We start from the raw sequence: 15,927 nt of genomic DNA, 5'->3' as shown, positions 1-15,927 counted from the left end.
GAGCGGCGCGTAAGGCAGTGAAGGGCGCCCCGTAAAGGGGCGTTCTTGTTGATGGAGTGAATTATGAAATATCGTCTGGCGGGGGTGGCCCTGGCAAGCGTGGTATTGGCCGGCTGTGCCACGGGATCTTCCCCGCACGATACACAGGGGCGATCGGATCCGCTGGAGGGCTTTAACCGGGCCATGTTCAGCGTGAACTATGACTACCTTGACCCCTACCTGGTGCGGCCGGTGGCCGTGGTATGGCGTGACTATGTTCCCCGCCCTGCGCGTAACGGATTGATGAATTTCTTCGTTAACCTGGCGGAGCCGGCCAGCATGGTGAACAGCTTTGCCGAGGGGCGGATCTATGACGGCTTCCGTCACTTTAACCGCTTCTTCCTCAACACGACGCTGGGGATGGGCGGGCTGATCGACGTTGCGGCGATGGCCAACCCTGACAAGCTGGGCAAGCAGGATCCACAGCGCTTCGGCAGTACGCTGGGCTACTACCATATCCCCTACGGCCCCTACGTGGTGCTGCCGGGCTACGGCAGCTTTACCCTGCGCCAGGAGGGGGGCGATTCGGTGGATTACCTCTATCCGCCGCTGGGGTGGCTGACCTTCTGGATGTCGGCCGGTAAGTGGGCGCTGGAGGGGATTGAAACCCGGGCCCAGCTGCTGGACTCCGACGGCCTGCTGCGCAACTCGCCCGATCCGTACATCACGGTACGCGAGGCTTACTTCCAGTACAATGACTTCCTGGTCAACGGCGGTCAGGTTCAGCAGGAGACCAACCCCAATGCGCAGGCGATCCAGGACGATTTGAAAGATATCGACTCGGCTAACTGAGGCATAGGCTGCGTGGGCGTCCGGCGGGCGCCCGTTTTTTTATCTCTGCAGCGCCGCCGCGCGCGTCGACTTCCTCGCGGCGACCGCTCCCGCTTTGGCGTCCCACCGCCTTCTCCCTTACCATACCCACGGACGCCGCCGAGCGTTGCCGTACCGGCCGCCTTTTGCCGGGACGATCGGCGCGCTATCGCCCTCATCGTGCGGCGGTGGCTTTCCGGGCCGTCGTGGGCGCAGAGATAAAAAAAGCGCCCCACAGGGGCGCTCGATGTCTGACGGCGTCGCGATTAGAAGGCGTAGTTCAGGTTAGCGCCGTACAGCCAGGCCTTACCGACGGAGCGGAAGGTATAGGGACCTTCCTTGAAGTCAACGTGGGAGCCGTGCATATAGGAGGCGCCGACGTCCACGGAGAGATCGCGGTTAAAGGCGTAGCTGAAGCCGCCGCTCAGCCAGGCGCGGTTCTGATCCGGAATGGAGATAGAGCGGTGCTCGGCCGGCACCGGCGTCGCGTCAAATGCTACGCCGCCGCGGAAGGTCCAGCTATCGTCATAGTAGTAGGTGGCCCCCAGCGCCATACGGTAGGCGTCGTGGAACTGCTCATCCTTCTGGAACAGGGTATCGTTGCTGTTATTGGTGGCCTTCAGCTCTTTAAACTGGCTCCAGGTGGTATAGGCCAGGCTGTAGTGGATAGCCCACTGCGGCGCCACGCGGTTATAGCCGGAGACCTCTAGCATCGCCGGCAGGGTCATGCTCAGCTTGCCCGGAATGACTTGGCCGCTGCTGCCCATCGGCAGGCCGATGACGCCCAGGATCGGGTTCAGGTTAGCGGGCAGGGCGCTGCTGTAGTCGCCTTTAAAGTCGAGCTTTACCTCTGAACGGTAGGTCAGGGCGTAGCGGTTACGCTCGTCTACCTGGAACAGGATCCCGGCGTTCCAGCCGTAGCCCCAGGCGTGGCCTTTCAGATCGGCGATCTGGGTGTCGGCGGGAATGTTCATGGCCATTGACCGATACGGCTGCGGCAGCTTGGGGGCCAGCATCTGCGGCAGATCGCCGGCATAGCGATCGATCTTCGCCTTGGCGTATACCGCGTTGACGCCTAAGCCGAAGCTCAGCTGCTGGTTGAGGCGGTAGGCGGTGCTCAGGTTAAAGTTGGCGGTCATCAGATCGGTGGTGCCGCCAAAGGCGCCGGCGGTGTAGTTATCGCTAAAATCGGTGGCCAGGCCGTAGTTGCTGGTGGCGGAGGCGCCGATGGACCAGCGATCGTTCAGCGGCTGCACGTAGTGCAGGTTGGGGATCAGCGCGCTCGGGGCGATGTTGTGCGCGTTCAGGCTCTGACCGGTCGGCGAGGTTCCGGTGATATCGACGCCCGGATCGATATAAATGCCGCCGACGGAGATCGCCGGACGGTCGAAGGTGCTCAGCACGGCCGGGTTGCGGCTGGCGGAGGCCGGCGTGTCGATCATGGCCCCTTCGCCGGAGAAGGCCCGGCCCAGTCCGGCCGCGGAGAATTCATTGAGCTGAAAACCCGCCGCGTTGACGTTGGAAGAGAGTAGTGCTACCGCCGCGGCTAACGCCGATCGAGTAAACAGTTTTTTCTGGCGCATATCCGAAGCCTCGTAGAACTTTTTTTAAACAATGTTACACGTCGTAACAAGGAGCGCGGATTGTAGGGGGGAGCGGCGGCCTAACAAATCAGACCAGTGCCGTATCGGCGCGGGACGATGGCTGAATGTTGCAATATTGTTCTTTGATTTCATGGGGTTGATGTTTTTAATTTGTTATTTTTGTTGTAAGATTATTACCTTGCTGGGTGAATATAGGTGAAAAAACGCCGCAAACCGTGGAGATTACGCGATTTTGGCGCGATGCGTAATTCCGCTCTCCTGGCGCTAGTGTGAAAAAGGCGGGCGAGGTAAAATAAGCGTAAATATCCTGTTTTTTGAGCCAGATCATCATTGGCACGACTATCGGGGCGGTTGCCCCACTGAGGAGACAAGCGAAATGACCGATGCAATCAATAAATGCAGCGCGACTGAAACCGCGGCATGCTGTTGTGTAGACGTAGGTACCGTGATGGACAATACCGACTGCACCGCATCTTACCGTCATCTATTTGCCAGCCAGGATGAGGCTCAGGCGATGCTGGCTCAGCTGACTGAAAAGGCGCAGTCCGTCGCGTCCGAGCCGTGCCAGATCACCAGCAGCATTGCGCAGAATGCGCAGGGCTTCGAGCTGAACATCGATTTCCTGTTCTGCTGTCAGGCCGAGACGCTGATTTTCCAGCTGGGCCTGCGCTAAGCGTGCGCCGAGGGGGAAAAACGCACGGGAGACCGTGCGTTTTTTTGTAATCGGAGGTTATCCGCCGCGCGGGCCGATGGCATTGGGCCGCCCGCAGGGGGATGAGAGCCGGATCACTGGCTGCAACTCTTTTGCCTTTAAGATCTGTACAGCCGGCGGTGAACGGGGTAGTTTTCGTCCCTGCGGCGTACGGGGTGCGCCGTTAACAGCGCGCCGAATAACGGCGCGCGTCGCCTCGTGATAACAATAAATCGGCGGTAGCCCCACTGCGATCCTTTGCTCTTCCGGCTTGGCGCGGAAAAGGATGCATTGAGTAACGATATTTTTCTTTCCACCAGGGTGTAAGGGCCGCGCACGGTGGCGTCGGCGTTTACCAACAGTAGCGGTGCAATATGCAAGTTTTTATTATGCGTCACGGTGAAGCGGCGCTTGAGGCCGCCAGCGATGCGCAGCGTCCGTTGACGCAGGTCGGTCGTGCGGAATCCGTGCGCATGGCGGCCTGGCTGGGTAGCCAGGTTGAGAACATCGATCGGGTGCTGGTCAGCCCCTATCTGCGGGCGCAGCAGACGCTGGCCGCGGTGCGCGAGGCGCTGTCGCTGCCGAGCGAAGTCGAGATCCTGAACGAGCTGGTGCCGGGCGGCGATGCCGATGTCACCGCCAGCTACCTTGAGGCGCTGTCACAGCAGGCGTCGCAGCGGGTGCTGGTGATCTCGCATCTGCCGCTGGTCGGCTATCTGGTCTCCGCCCTCTGCCCACAGGAGACGCCGCCGATGTTTGCGACCTCGGCCATCGCCGCCGTAACCCTGGACGGGGCCGCGGGTGAGCTGGCGTGGCAGGTGAGCCCATCCCAGCTGGCCGACGACCTCTGATCTTCCTTATCGGTCCCGTCGCCCGACGGCGGCCGGCGTGGAGCCCGCGCCTCAGAGGTGCGGCGTCTCTCGTTCATCGACCTCAATGAGCACCAGCAGCGCGGCATCGCCGCCCCATTCGCGCGGCGCCTGATAAAAGGCGCGGACGTCGGGGTGCTGCGCCAGCCACAGCGGCGTCTGCTGCTTGAGAACATGCTTGCCGTGGCCGTGCATGACGCAGGCGCAGCAGAGGTGTTCGCGGCGGCAGGCGGCAATTAGCGCCCCCAGCTCCTGTTTGGCCTGTTGTTGGGTCAGGCCGTGCAGATCGAGAAACATCTCCGGGGTGTAGTCGCCGCGACGCAGCTGCTTTAGCTCAAAGTGGCTGACGTCGGGGCGGACGTAGCGGGTCGGCCCGTCGCTGCTCAAGTTGGGCTGAAACTCATCGGAAAAGTAGAAGCTGGCGTCGATCTGCTCCTGCAGCACCTTTTGCGGCGCCGCCTGGCGCGTCAGGCGCGCCGGGCGATGGGTTACCCTGTCCTGGCTCAGGGGGCGGATACCGGCGACGACGGTGCGGAACAGGGCGACGTCATCGCCATTGATGGAATGTTTCTTGCTCATGCTGTGACGGTTCGCTGATTTCTTACTGATAATCACAGTGTAACCGCAGATGGGCGCCGCGCTAAGTAAAACCGCCGTCGGCGGCGGATCCTTGCTGATTTGTCCGTGGCTTCATGGCACACTACAGCCGCTATACCCCGACGGGTATCACTCAATATTATGTAATCTATGCCGTGAGGCATGACTTTCCGAGCGCTGCTGGAGGCTACTTTGGACAAGATTTTCGTCGATGAGGCGGTAAACGAACTGCACACCATTCAGGATATGCTGCGCTGGACCGTCAGCCGCTTTAACGCCGCTGAGGTTTACTACGGCCACGGCACGGATAACGCGTGGGATGAGGCCGTGCAGCTGGTGCTGCCGACGCTCTATCTGCCGATGGACATTCCTGAGGATATGCGTAGCGCCCGTCTGACCCTGAGTGAGCGTCACCGTATCGTTGAGCGGGTGATCCGCCGTATCAATGAGCGTATTCCGGTCGCCTATCTGACCAATAAGGCCTGGTTCTGCGGGCACGAATTCTATGTGGACGAGCGGGTGCTGGTGCCGCGTTCGCCGATCGGCGAGCTTATCGACAATCGCTTCTCCGGCCTGATCGGCGATGAGCCGCAGCACATTCTGGATATGTGTACCGGCAGCGGCTGCATCGCCATCGCCTGCGCCTATGCGTTCCCGCAGGCCGAAGTGGACGCGGTGGATATCTCCAGCGATGTGCTGGCGGTGACGGAGCATAACATTCAGCAGCACGGCCTGGAGCAGCAGGTGACGCCGATCCGCTCCGATCTGTTCCGTGAGCTGCCGCCGCTGCGCTATGACCTGATCGTGACCAATCCGCCCTATGTCGATGAAGAGGACATGTCCGATCTGCCCGACGAGTTCCGCCATGAGCCGGCGCTGGGGCTGGCCGCCGGCAGCGATGGCCTGAAGCTGGTACGCCGTATCCTGGCCTGTGCGCCGGACTATCTGAGCGATGACGGGGTCCTGATCTGTGAAGTGGGCAACAGCATGGTGCATCTGATGGCGCAGTATCCGCAGATCCCGTTTGTCTGGCTGGAGTTCGATAACGGCGGCGACGGCGTCTTTATGCTGACGCGTCAGCAGCTGCTGGAGTGCGCGGAGCACTTCGCCCTTTACCGCAGCTGAGCGCGAGGGGGCGGTCGCTGGGCCTGCCCCCCTTTATTCCGAATGCAGAGACAGGCAGTCCCCTGATGGCGTCAGGGCAACCAGGAGAGTGACATGGCGGGAAACAGCATTGGTCAGGTATTCAGAGTAACCACCTTCGGCGAGTCGCACGGTGCGGCGCTGGGCTGCATTGTGGACGGCGTTCCGCCGGGAATGGCGCTGAGCGAGGCGGATCTGCAGCGCGATCTCGATCGCCGTCGCCCCGGCGCGTCGCGCTACACCACGGCGCGGCGCGAGGCCGACCGGGTGCGGATCCTGTCGGGCGTCTTTGAGGGGATGACCACCGGCACCAGTATTGGGCTGCTGATCGAGAACACCGATCAGCGCTCGCAGGACTATGGCGCCATCAAGGATCTGTTTCGCCCGGGCCACGCCGACTACAGCTATGAGCAGAAGTATGGCCTGCGCGACTACCGGGGCGGCGGGCGCTCCTCGGCGCGGGAGACCGCGATGCGCGTCGCCGCCGGGGCGATCGCTAAAAAATACCTTCAGCAGCAGCATGGCATCGTTATCCGCGCCTGCCTGAGCCGGATGGGCGATATCGTCTGCCGCCTGTCTGACTGGGCGCAGGTAGAGCAGAATCCCTTCTTCTGTCCCGATGTGCAGCAGCTGGAGGCGCTGGATGCCCTGATGCGCGATCTGAAAAAGTGCGGCGACTCGATCGGCGCCGAGGTGACGGTGATGGCGACCGGGGTTCCCCCTGGGCTGGGCGAGCCGGTCTTCGATCGGCTGGACGCCGACCTGGCCCATGCGCTGATGAGCATCAATGCGGTGAAGGGCGTCGAGATCGGCGACGGCTTTGCGGCGGTGGGGCAGCGCGGCAGCGAGCATCGCGATGAGATCACCCCGGCGGGCTTTCTCAGCAACCATGCCGGCGGTATTCTGGGTGGGATCAGCAGCGGTCAGCCGCTGCTGGCGCGCCTGGCGCTGAAGCCGACGTCGAGCATTATGGTGCCAGGGCAGACGATTACCCGCGCCGGCGAGGCGACGACCATGGTCACCCGCGGCCGTCACGACCCCTGCGTGGGGATCCGGGCGGTGCCGATCGCCGAGGCGATGATGGCGCTGGTGTTGATGGATCATCTGCTGCGCCAGCGTGCGCAGTGCGCGGATGTCGCCTGTACGGTTCCGCGTTGGTCATAAAGGAGTGGTCAGCGTGAGTAAACGCGCGTGGTTATGGCTGGCAGCGCTGTGCGCGCTGCCGGCGCTGGCTCAGACCCAGACGCCCTGGCAGCGCATTGCCCAGCCGGTGGCCGGTGCGCCGCAGGCCATCGGCAGCTACGCCAATGGCTGTATCATCGGCGCCCAGGCGCTGCCGCTGGCGTCGGAGAACTATCAGGTCATGCGCAGCGATCAGCGGCGCTACTTCGGCCATCCGACGCTGCTGGCGTTCGTGGCGCGCCTGGGTGCCGAGGCCCGCACGCAGCGTCTGGGTACCCTGCTGATCGGCGATATGGCGATGCCGGCCGGTGGACGCTTCAACGGCGGTCACGCCAGCCATCAGTCGGGGCTGGATGTGGATATCTGGCTACAGCTGCCCCAGGTGCGCTGGACGCCGCAGCAGCTGCGGCAGCCGGTGCCGCAGGATCTGGTGGCCGTCGGCGCCGACAGGGTGATCCCGTCGCGCTGGACGCCGCAGGTCGGCGAGCTGATCAGGCTGGCGGCGCAGGATCCCCAGGTGGTGCGTATTTTTGTCAACCCGGCGATCAAGCGTCAGCTGTGCGAGACGGCCGGCGGCGATCGCGCCTGGCTGCATAAGGTGCGCCCGTGGTTTGCCCACCGCGCCCATATGCACGTGCGCCTGCGCTGTCCGCCGGGCAGCGTGGATTGTGAGGCGCAAACGCCGCCGCCGGCGGGCGATGGCTGCGGCGCGGAGCTGGCCAGCTGGTTCCAGCCGCCGCCGCCGCGCAGCACGCCGGCCAAGCCGCTGACGCCGCCGCCGCTGCCGCCGGCGTGTCAGGCGCTGCTGGCGCAGCTTCACGGCTAGATCGGCGCTCGCCGGCGTCCGTCGTGGCATAGAGGGCGACGATCGCGACGCCCTCCATGGGGGACGCCAGCCGGCGTGGTTAGGGCGTCCGTCCGCCGCATCAGGGCGGGGCGTCAGCCTCTCCCCGCGCCCGAGTCCGGGATCCGCGGCCCTCCGCTCATCCCGGAAACGGACGTCCCGCCGCCGGCATTACGGCCGGTCGGTGACCTGCTTGGCGACCAGTTCACTCATCAGCTGACCAATGCCGCCGTTTTCTCTGGCCAGGCGGATATCCCCCCGCCAGCACTGCCCAATGCGCTCCGGTACACTCATCATGCTCAGCCCCGGCAGTGCATCCAGCGGCGGAAGGATCTCCGACGTGGTCGGCTTATTCAGCGTGGCCAGGGCCTGCTGCGCCTGTTGCTGAAGACGCTGGGCTGACTGAATATCACGTTCTGCCTGCGTCAGCTGGGCGGCGTCCTGCAGCAGGGTCTCCTGTCCGGCGATACGGTAGCGTACCGTAATCTGGGTTAGCCCGACCGCCGCCATCCGACTTTTGTCGGCGGGGAAGTCCGCCGAGGTAAACCGGCGGGCTCCGCCCTGGAAATCCCGCAAAAAGCTGACAAAGCCCTGAGGCCCGGGATAGCTGCGGGTCAGCGTGAAGGCAGGAAGCCGGATCTGCAGCGTCACCTGGCCACACTGCTGCTGTGACCAGAGTACGCTTTGCATCACGGCAAAGTTCAGGTTGTTCAGCCGGAGCGTGGCATTGGTACATTGCATGGTCAGCAGGGTTCCCACGACCTTGGCCCGGGCGTCGCTGTTGACGTCCGTCGGCAGCCCCGTCAGGGCGACGGGATAGCTTTTCGCCTTCAGGGCATTGACGCTGGTGTTCAGCTCCGCCAGTTTTTCGGCAGACTCGGCGGCCGCGGTTTGCCAGCGCTGCTTTTTCTGCTGCTGGGCTAGGACCGCCTGCTGCTGTTTCTGGCGCAGCTCGATTTTCCCGGCCTTCAGATCAACCTGACGGATCAGGGCCCGGTTGATGAAGGGCAGAAAGTCTGCGGTAAAGGGGACTGACTGCCCCAGCGTATCCACCACCTGCCAGCCCGTCTCGTTACGCTGGATAAACGGCTTAATCGGTCCGGATAAAAAGGTCCAGAGCAACCCATTGTCACCATACAGCTTGTCCGCCCGCTCGGCCTGGTTGAGGGTCCAGCGCGATGGCGCGATGACGCGGTCCTGCCACGTGCTCTGCAGGAAGCAGGAGGCCTGCTGATCGGCATAGCGAATGACCAGCTGTAAGGGGCCCGCCATCAGTCCCCAGGTGAGCTGTTCATCGGACCGGTTGTATCCCAGCAGGCTGCGCAGGCTCATCAGGCGTGCATAGGCCGTCTGCAGTGAGGACTGTCCGCTCTGCTGGCTGTCAAAGCCATGGAAGTCCGCCGCCACTTTGGTGGCCTGGGCCTGGCTGATGACGACGCTGTTCATGGCCTGGGTCATGGCCGCCTGATACTCCTGATACAGGCGGATGGCATCCAGCCGGCTGACGAGCTGGCTGCGGGTCTGATCCAGCGCGCCCTTCTGCGCCGTTCCGCGCAGGATCATGCCGCCGACGTCGCTGACCAGTCCGGGTACCCTGACGATGGTTTGCTGGTGGGCGCGCTGACGTATCTCCAGCCACTGCGGGAGCACTCGGAGCCAGCCTGGACGCAAGTCATCCGGCGTGTCGGCGAACTCGTTCAGCAGGCGGCGGGCGAGGCGCAGATACGGGTTGTCATCGTGGGGCAGTCGGTCAATGGTGCTCTGCCACTCTCCCTGGCCGGCCAGGATCCGCTCTCCCTGGGAGAAGTGTCCGGCGAAATCCTGCCAGGCCTGCAATCGCTTCTGCGCATATTCATGCCTGAATGCGGCCAGTTTTTTGTCGAAGGCGATGTCGTTCGGCATGCTGTTGCGCATCTCCACCAGGAATGCGCGGATCCGCTGCTGTCCCTCTAGGGTATAGGCCGCGGCGACCTCCGGCAGGTTATCCGGCCGCAGTGAGCCCTGCCAGAAGTCATCCAAGGTCACGCCAGTCAGATCCGGCTGGGCGTTTGCCCACGGAATGACCCAGTCCAGGGTGGCGCTTTGCGCCGCCAGCTGTCGGAGCCGCTCCTGCAGGCGCAGCAGGCGGGCGTTCTGCTGCTGGACATCCGATGACCAGGCCAGCTGGGAGAGGAACAGGTCATTGAAGCGGGAGACCGTATCCGAATCCAGGCTCGGATACAGTAACCGCAGGGGCGGGGTCGGTATGGGGGGCATGGCCATCAGCGCCTCATCGCTGGCGCCCCGCAGCCTCGCCTGTAGCAGGTTGGCGCGGCGGACCTCCACCTGAATAGCGTTCACCAGGCCATCCGGATGGGATGCCATGCGCTCCGCCGTGGTACTCTGCTGAATCGCTTTGTCCAGCGTGGGCAATATATATTTGCCGAAATCATTTACATACTGCGATTTTGCATCCTCTTCAACCGAGAACAGCTGATGCTGGAATGCCAGTACTCGGCTGGCCCACTGCGCGTTTCTGCTTTCCAGCCAATAAATCGCATCCCGCTGTGCGATCAGCGTCCGCATGTTGTGGGGCAGGGCGCTATTCATGGCCATGGTTGCCGGATAGCGCTGGCGCAGATCGTCCAGCGTATGCTGCCAGTACACGACCGATACGCCGAGATAGCCGAGGGCGGCGGCCACGCACAGCCACCAGGTGAACAGGCCCAGGTGGCGGTTCAGACGTCGCCAGGGGCTGGTCACGGCGACGGGGCGATTCAGGTTACGGTCGGCCGGCAGAACGCGGTTAAACAGATCCCGGACAAAGACCCCGCGCTTGACGGTGTCATGTGCCGCCTCCTGCAGCGCAATCTCCTGCTGATCCGGGGGCCCGCTGCGGGTGTTTCCCTTTTGGACTGCGCTGGCGAAGAATACGCCGCGCAAGATGGGCGACTCCAGATAGGAGCTGTCTCCCAGGGCATGATAGACATAGCGCTTGAGGGGCCCGGCCAGCCTGGTCAGCTCGGTGGGGAACATCAATAAGGCCGGATCGGCATCCGGGTGCTGCAGCAGCATCGTCAGCTGCATGGTTTTCAGCCGGCTGCTGACCCTGCCCAGGGCGATATCGATCACGTCACGGACGTCGCGGCCGTTCTCCGGTTCATCCACCACATGGCCCATGGCCTGATCCAGCACCTCCGGGGTCAGCAGGTGGGACCAGGCCTCCATGCCGTACAGGCTGTCGATTTGGGTCACCAGGACATAGACGGGGAAGCGTCTATCGAACAGACGGATCAGTTGCTCTATGCGGGTGCGAATCAGCCGTCCCTCATCGACGATGCCGCCGCCGTCCTCGGACAGCAGGGTTTGGGCCGACACCGTGAGGACCAGCCCGTTCAATCCGGCCCGGTCGCGATCGCGCCCCAGCAGATCCAGCATCTTGTTCCAGGCCGTGCGGGTATCCTGTGATGCCTCCGGCTGTACAAACTGGCCAGAGATGTCCAGGATGACGGCCTTGTCGAAATACCACCAGTCGACGGGCGCCTTGCCGTCATTGATCTCATGAGGCAAATCCAGCGGTGCCGCCAGGCCTGACTGCGCCAGCAGCGCCGATTTACCCGTCCCCGGGCGGCCCAGCAGCATAAACCAGGGCAGAACCTGCAGCGGGTGGCGGAAACGGCGCAGCTGGGAGTGCTTCAGCAGGGTGGTGGCCGCCTTCCACTGGCGCTGTAGCGTCACGGGATGGCGCTCCGCGGCCCGGGCTTTTTCAACCGGCTCCGCCTCCAGGCTGCGGGTACGCCATGCCCGCGCCTTACGCCAGAGATAGCGGGTCAGCAGGGCGCCGGCCAGAATGCTGAGAAACAGCACCCATGCGGCGGCGGCGGGCCAGCGTTGCCACAGCGTGAGCAGCCAGCACAGTATCGCCAGTACGATCAGGATCAGTGCGACAGCGATCCATTTGAAGAGACGTTTCATGGCAGCCACTCCAGCGCGATATCCGCGTATTCATATAGTACCCAGTTCAGAATGCCATACAATGCGGCCAGGATGGCCAGCGGCACGACGATGGTGGTAAAGCGGCCGTGGGTCAGCCATCGCTTTTGCTGCGTCGGCGTGAGTGAGGGGCGCGGGTAGGCCTCTGGAAATAAATGCTGCGACGCCTCCCATACCTCGCCGTGCAAGGTCCTCAGCTGGTGCATCCTGATCTGCATCAGCGCGGCCTGGCCCGCCGGGCCGGCATAGCGCCCCTCAAACCCCAGGGCCAGACACAGCAGATAGACCTCCCTGACGCCGTCGGCCTCGGGGCTCAGGGCGGACAGCCTGTCGAAAAAGTCGACCCCGGCGCAGACGGTGTTGAAGTAGCCGGCCTGCAGGGGCTCACGGCGCCATGTCGCAGCGCCGTCCCACGCCGAACACAGGATCGCCTCATCCATCCAGGCCACAACGGCATACATAGCGGCGTCGATCGCCGCCGGACTTTCCCCTTCCTCCTGGGCCCGGATCCGGCTGTGGTGCAGGTATGACTGCAGCCGCTCACGGAATAATGACGCATCGCCTTCGGGCGCCTGCAGATACTGCCGTACATAGAGCATGGGCTGAATAAATGCTTCCGATAAACTCACCGGCTCACTCCTACCAATTCTACGTTGAGGTCATCTGGGGCATCGAACCAGTTGAATGCGATGTGGCAACTCTGGGCGACCTGCCGCCAGGCTTCACTTTGGCTATCGATCTTGAAATAAAACGAGCAGGAGCGCCGGGGCAGGCCCTCGGGAACTGACGATAGCGGCGTCAGCGTGATCCCCGGCAAGGCGCGCTGGATAAGTAAGGGCAATGCGCCGGCCTCGGCCAGCCTGGCGCGGGCCCGGAACGCGGCCTGCAGGGCATCCGGTGCCATGTCACTGCGGACGATCAGGTAGAAGCGGTTACGCTCCTCCAGCAGGCTCTTGGGGAGCCGCGCCGTCAGGTACTCTCCGCTCGGCTCCAGGGCGATCAGGAAATCGGGGCCGATCGATATTTCATTCAATAAATTAATAATCAGATCGCGTACCGCGAAGAGACCCGGCGCGATATCCTGATGGCGGTAGGGCGGGAGTCCCGGGTGGTTTCCGTCCGGGGATCCCAGCATGTCGCAGCGTTCGCTGAAGGTGGACAGCTCGCCGACGATTTGCCGCAGTACGTCGTAGACCTTGCGCGGATGGATCTGCGGTGACTCGGTCAGCTGGTACAGCAGCGGCACGTAGCGGTTGAGGGTGCGCAGGGCCAGCAGAAACATCAGAAAGCTGGCATCGAACTCTGCCTTGCGGATTTCTCGTGGGCTTTTATAGGCCTCCAACTGGCGGGCGCGACCCGCCAGATCGTCGCGGACATCCCGCACCACCCGCATCAGGCTCTCGGAGCCGCCCATGATGTAACACGGCGGAATGAAGTTCCTAGACAGCTGAATCACTTCGCCCTGGCGCTCCAGCCGGGCGATGGGCAGGATATTGTAATCCGTCAGCTTCTCAACCTCGCTCTCCCACAGTATCTGCAGCACGTAGTGCAGGCTCTGGATCTCGGCTTTGGGCCCATCCGAGTATAAATCTGCGAGCTTGTCTCCCTGCTGGGTCGTCACGTAGCGGATGTTCCGGCCTGCGCCATCCTCAAGCTGTGGCACGACGGCCACATTGGACTCGATCGTGTCCAGCTTCTTCAGCCCCAGGTAGACATTGAACGGCCGACTCTGATCCAGCCAGGCCGAGGCGAAGGAGCGCGGCTTACAGATGCTATTGCCCGGCCATACGACATAGCTGTGATCCCGGAAGAGCAGCTCAGCCGACAGGACATTGAGCTGTTGGTTGCCCAGGGCTGACTCCGCAATGGTCAGCGCTCCCACTCCCCAAAAATCCTGCAGTCCGGAATCCAGGAATGGCTTGAGCTGAAATTGGCTATGCAGGTCTGCCAGCTGAAAATGCTGCGGCTGTAAAAACATGCCCTGATGCCAATAAACTGGTTTGTGAATTTTCATCTATTACCCTAAAGGCCAGAGTGGAGAGTTGGCGCAGTTTTTTACTATAACTGCATGTTTAATTTGTAATTCGTAATGGACGGGCCGCCGGATCGCGCCTAGGGATCGCTGATATCGCTCAGCCGGATTGGCGTCGCCACCGCCGCTGCGTCGGCCGGGTCGGGGGCCGGGGGGATACTCTCTACCGGATTGATGACCGCCTCGCCGATCCCGCTGTTATCCAGCTTCAGGGTCAGCGCCACGGGGGAGGGGGCGGCCTGCCAGTCCGGGAACAGTATCCCCGAGCGGGTTACGGCGACCGGGATCTCAAACAGGCGGGAGGTCTGCGCTACCGGCAGGCCGTAGAACGCGGCGATGAACCCCACCTGGCGCGCCTCCTGCAGGCGATCCAAGACCAGGCGGAAAGCGTGGCCGGGCTCCAGGGCATAGCGGCTTACCTGCAAGACCCCGTCAGGGGGACGTCCGCCCTGCAAGACGTGGCCGGCGAGTTCGGGGTTTTGGGTTAACTGATAGAAGGCCTCAGGCGAACGGGCCTGCACCACCGCCAGCACCAGGCTGTGCGACTCGCCGTCGTAGCTGTTCAGATCCGGGGCGGTCTGCGCATTCACCAGAATGGCCTGGCTGCCATACCGCCACTGTACATTGCTGCGGGCCTGCTGTTTTGCCGAGTCGGAGGTGCAGCCGATCAGGCTGAGCAGCAGGCAGCCGACGGCTCCCCAGATCGCCTTATTCTTCATCATAGCCCAGTACACCCTTGAGCATCCGCCGGGTGCCGTCATCTTCCACGACCTCCCGGATCCACTCATCCAGCCTCATATTGCCCCAGCGGGCGGCTTTATCCACAATGTAGGAGACGGGGCTGTGCGGCTCGGTCTCCCTGAAGAACGCGGCGATGCCGCTGAGCTGCCGGATGGCCTCCTCGCGGGTTCGGGGGGCGCCGGCCACGCCGGAAGAGGGGGGGCTGAGCGTGGCGCTCGCCTCTGCGCCTGCCGGCGCCACCGCGTGCTCCTCTGCGTCGCGGGCTAGCGTCACCCCCTTGCCCTCCACCAGACGCCCCACCAGCCGGAGCATCTGCTCCAGCCGCTCAGCCACATCGCTTACCCGCGGGGCATCCCGTCCGAATAAGGGCTCGAGCCGCTGGGATAATCCCTGGAATGCGTGGATGGCCTGCTGCAGCGCGTCCTGCAACGTCAGATAAAAGGTGCCTGGCGTATGGCTGACGGCGAGATCCCAGGCATCCGGATCCAGCTTGCCTTCGCTGATGGCCACCTGCGCTGCGTCACTGTTTAGCCGCTTCAGGTTATCGACCTCCCGGGAGATCTGCCAGTCCAGCCAGCCATAGGCGCGTCCATCCTGGGCGGCCGTCAGAGGGAGCAGGCCCAGCTCCGGGGGAAGGGTCTGGTTGAGCCACTCCAGGCGGCTCACCCGGCCCTCCAGATCCCCCTCGCTCAGCGCCGGATACATCTCCGCCCAATAGCGCTCCAGCAGGCTGTCCAGCAGCAGCAGCCCATCCCGTAGCCCCGGCAACCCATGCCGCTGCACCAGGGCTTCGCACAGCCACACCGTCAGCTGCAGATCTTTGCTGCGCGTCGCCAGCGCCTCGCAGGTCAGGCGGATCACCTCGGCCCAGTTTGACTGTTTGAGCGCGCTGACCCACTCCCCCTGGCCAAGGTAGTCGGCATCGGCCCGGCGGGCCTCCCGAATCTGGTCATATAGCGGGTCGAAGCTGATATCCTCTCCCGCAGGATGGTGTTCACTGATGGGGGCCAGTAAACGCGCCATATCTAAGATAGTCATATCGCATCCTCCCTTAGCCGCCGATCAACACGGTGGGGCAACCCAGCGTGATGGTGCCGCCATGGGCCGTACTGTCGCCCATGCGGGCGGCGGGCTTGCCGCCGATCAGCACCGTGGCACTGCCCTTGATAATGGTGTCGGGCGGGCCGACGCAGGTCAGCATGTCGCCCAGTACCGCCGCCGGCAGTCCGCCGATCAGTACCGTGGGAACGCCGGGGCCGATGACCGGCCCGCCAACGTGCGGCACCGGGGGGACGCCCGGGGTCTGCATCGGGCAGACGTGCATATCCGTCAAACGCGCGGCAGGTTGTCCCATGGATAGACTCCTTATTCAGTTGCGTAAGTACCGCTCCCTTACCGCAGCG

The 15,927-nt window shown here is 63.3% G+C and carries 14 protein-coding genes; 6 read left to right on the top strand and 8 right to left on the bottom strand.

Annotation, left to right across the window (positions count from 1 at the left end):
* The first annotated feature begins 63 nt into the window (after positions 1-63).
* Positions 64-831, top strand: a complete 768-nt coding sequence (mlaA, locus tag ETEE_RS02075; RefSeq protein ID WP_034162685.1) for a phospholipid-binding lipoprotein MlaA — start codon at positions 64-66, stop codon at positions 829-831.
* Positions 832-1,115: 284 nt separating this feature from the next.
* Here the strand turns inward: mlaA and fadL are convergent, their stop codons facing one another.
* Complete coding sequence (gene fadL, locus ETEE_RS02070) at positions 1,116-2,432, bottom strand: long-chain fatty acid transporter FadL (RefSeq protein ID WP_034162684.1); 1,317 nt, start codon at positions 2,430-2,432, stop codon at positions 1,116-1,118.
* A 397-nt stretch (positions 2,433-2,829) separates the two neighbouring features.
* Here fadL and ETEE_RS02065 point away from each other — a divergent pair, with 397 nt between their 5' ends.
* Together ETEE_RS02065 and sixA are read left to right on the top strand one after the other, a co-directional pair.
* A complete protein-coding gene (locus ETEE_RS02065) occupies positions 2,830-3,126 on the top strand; it encodes a YfcZ/YiiS family protein (RefSeq protein WP_015461965.1) in 297 nt (98 codons plus the stop codon).
* Between the two features lie 392 nt (positions 3,127-3,518).
* A complete protein-coding gene (gene sixA / locus ETEE_RS02060; protein ID WP_034162683.1) occupies positions 3,519-3,995 on the top strand; it encodes a phosphohistidine phosphatase SixA in 477 nt (158 codons plus the stop codon).
* A 51-nt stretch (positions 3,996-4,046) separates the two neighbouring features.
* Here sixA and smrB read toward each other — a convergent pair whose 3' ends face one another.
* A complete protein-coding gene (gene smrB, locus ETEE_RS02055; protein WP_034162682.1) occupies positions 4,047-4,592 on the bottom strand; it encodes an endonuclease SmrB in 546 nt (181 codons plus the stop codon).
* Between the two features lie 210 nt (positions 4,593-4,802).
* On the opposite strand from smrB, the gene prmB reads away from it, so the two are divergent.
* The 3 genes from prmB to mepA all read left to right on the top strand — a co-directional run bounded on the left by prmB (position 4,803) and on the right by mepA (position 7,761).
* A complete protein-coding gene (prmB, locus tag ETEE_RS02050) occupies positions 4,803-5,735 on the top strand; it encodes a 50S ribosomal protein L3 N(5)-glutamine methyltransferase (protein ID WP_034162681.1) in 933 nt (310 codons plus the stop codon).
* Positions 5,736-5,828: 93 nt separating this feature from the next.
* Complete coding sequence (gene aroC, locus ETEE_RS02045) at positions 5,829-6,917, top strand: chorismate synthase (RefSeq protein ID WP_034162680.1); 1,089 nt, start codon at positions 5,829-5,831, stop codon at positions 6,915-6,917.
* 37 nt (positions 6,918-6,954) lie between these two features.
* Positions 6,955-7,761, top strand: a complete 807-nt coding sequence (gene mepA / locus ETEE_RS02040) for a penicillin-insensitive murein endopeptidase (protein WP_370634785.1) — start codon at positions 6,955-6,957, stop codon at positions 7,759-7,761.
* A 189-nt stretch (positions 7,762-7,950) separates the two neighbouring features.
* Here mepA and ETEE_RS02035 read toward each other — a convergent pair whose 3' ends face one another.
* From ETEE_RS02035 to ETEE_RS02010, 6 genes are all read right to left on the bottom strand, one after another.
* Positions 7,951-11,733 carry a type VI secretion protein IcmF/TssM N-terminal domain-containing protein gene (locus ETEE_RS02035; protein WP_034162678.1) on the bottom strand — a complete coding sequence of 1,261 codons (3,783 nt, stop codon included), beginning with the start codon at positions 11,731-11,733 and terminating at the stop codon, positions 7,951-7,953.
* On the bottom strand, positions 11,730-12,380 hold the full coding sequence (locus ETEE_RS02030; protein WP_034162677.1) for a DotU family type IV/VI secretion system protein: 651 nt from the start codon (positions 12,378-12,380) through the stop codon (positions 11,730-11,732). The genes ETEE_RS02035 and ETEE_RS02030 overlap by 4 nt, the downstream gene beginning before the upstream one ends.
* A complete protein-coding gene (gene tssK / locus ETEE_RS02025; protein WP_034162676.1) occupies positions 12,377-13,765 on the bottom strand; it encodes a type VI secretion system baseplate subunit TssK in 1,389 nt (462 codons plus the stop codon). Before tssK ends, ETEE_RS02030 begins: the two co-directional genes overlap by 4 nt.
* A gap of 98 nt (positions 13,766-13,863) precedes the next feature.
* Positions 13,864-14,505: a type VI secretion lipoprotein TssJ gene (locus ETEE_RS02020; protein WP_034162675.1), complete on the bottom strand. Its 642-nt coding sequence runs from the start codon at positions 14,503-14,505 to the stop codon at positions 13,864-13,866.
* The gene (gene tssA, locus ETEE_RS02015) at positions 14,492-15,562 is read right to left on the bottom strand and encodes a type VI secretion system protein TssA (RefSeq protein WP_034162674.1); all 1,071 of its coding nucleotides are present in this window, start codon (positions 15,560-15,562) and stop codon (positions 14,492-14,494) included. Before tssA ends, ETEE_RS02020 begins: the two co-directional genes overlap by 14 nt.
* Positions 15,563-15,575: 13 nt before the next feature.
* Positions 15,576-15,878 (bottom strand): PAAR domain-containing protein, encoded by a 303-nt coding sequence (locus ETEE_RS02010; RefSeq protein WP_012849267.1) that lies wholly within the window; start codon positions 15,876-15,878, stop codon positions 15,576-15,578.
* Positions 15,879-15,927 lie beyond the last annotated feature (49 nt).

The sequence above is a fragment of the Edwardsiella anguillarum ET080813 genome (genome assembly GCF_000264765.2).
GTDB lineage: Bacteria > Pseudomonadota > Gammaproteobacteria > Enterobacterales > Enterobacteriaceae > Edwardsiella > Edwardsiella anguillarum.
This window is presented reverse-complemented; position numbering and strand designations above follow the sequence as displayed.